Here is a 344-nt window from a genome sequence, read left to right as displayed (position 1 = left end):
AACAAACCAACAATTGAGGTGCAGATTTTTTTATGGGTAAACACTACACAATCGAATTTAAATTACAGGCTCTCCAACCTATTCTGAATCGAAAAATGAGTATTAGAGAAGCTGCGCGTTTTTACAATATTCCTTCCAACGCCTTAGTCGGGACATGGTTGAAACGGTTTGAAAAAAGTGGCATAAAAGGACTTATTCCCCGTAAACCATCAGGACGACCGCCGATGAAACCCAAATATGCAAAAATGCCACCGCCACCTAAAACAGAAGAAGACCGTTTACGCCTGAGAATTTTACAGCTTGAAGCGGAGGTGGCCTACCTAAAGGAGTTGAGAAGGCTCAGA

2 pseudogenes are annotated in these 344 nt (G+C 42.2%); both read left to right on the top strand.

Annotation, left to right across the window (positions count from 1 at the left end):
• Window positions 1-32: 32 nt before the first annotated feature.
• A pseudogene (locus tag DV415_RS10510) lies at window positions 33-161 on the top strand (helix-turn-helix domain-containing protein); the annotation flags it as partial.
• Window positions 156-344 (top strand): annotated as a pseudogene (locus DV415_RS10505) (IS3 family transposase); the annotation flags it as partial. The pseudogenes DV415_RS10510 and DV415_RS10505, both read left to right, overlap by 6 nt.

The organism is Haemophilus haemolyticus (genome assembly GCF_003490595.1).
GTDB classification, from domain to species: Bacteria; Pseudomonadota; Gammaproteobacteria; order Enterobacterales; family Pasteurellaceae; genus Haemophilus; species Haemophilus haemolyticus_L.
The sequence above is the reverse complement of the archived record's forward strand: the minus strand, read 5'-3'. Positions and strand labels throughout refer to the sequence as shown.